Source organism: Pseudomonas sp. CFBP13508 (genome assembly GCF_005233515.1).
In the GTDB taxonomy this organism is placed as follows: Bacteria; Pseudomonadota; Gammaproteobacteria; order Pseudomonadales; family Pseudomonadaceae; genus Aquipseudomonas; species Aquipseudomonas mercuritolerans.
Map to the genome: position 1 here is coordinate 1 of NZ_QFZZ01000026.1, position 625 is coordinate 625.

Annotated in this window: 1 protein-coding gene; it reads right to left on the reverse strand. The window is 60.5% G+C overall.

The genetic code is table 11. The features are described 5' to 3' along the window. Window positions 1-625 (reverse strand): immunoglobulin-like domain-containing protein (locus tag PspCFBP13508_RS27325; protein WP_178084513.1); only part of this gene is annotated, 625 nt, incomplete at both ends.

A 625-nucleotide genomic window follows, 5' to 3' on the forward strand; every position in this document is an offset into this window, starting at 1 on the left:
TGGCGCTGAGCGACAGATTTGTCGTGTCGGTAACGTCGGTGACAGAAGTCGAAACTGGAGTTTTGTCGGCCACCAGATCTTCGAAGTTGCCACCGGTTACGCCAGTGATCGAGTTGGTGATCGGCGCATTACCGGCCAACGCATCGTTCGCAGCAACAGCGGTTGCGGTGCCAGTAGTCTGACCGACGCCGATAGTGATGTTCTGACCATTGGCCAAGGTCACGACCACAGGCGAGCCAGTAACTGGCGCACCAACGGTGGCGGTGTAAGTCACGGTGCCGCCTTCGGCTACCGAAGTGTCAGCGGTCAGTTTGACGGTCGAGGTGTCGATGGTGTCGGTGACAGACGTCACGGCCGGAGCAGTGCTCGGAACGAGGTTCTCGAAATTGCCGCCGGTGGCGCTGGTGATCGTTGCCTGGACGGAGCCGGCGTCTTTGTAGACGTCGTCAGATGGTGCCGCAACGATTGCGGTGCCGGTGGTTTCGCCAGCCTTGATGGTGATCACAGCGCCGTTCGACAAGGTCACCGTCACAGGCGAGCCAGCGGCGTTGGTCAAGGTCGCGGTGTAGGTGATCTGGCCACCTTCAGCCACCGAGTTGCTGGCGCTGAGCGACAGATTGGTGGT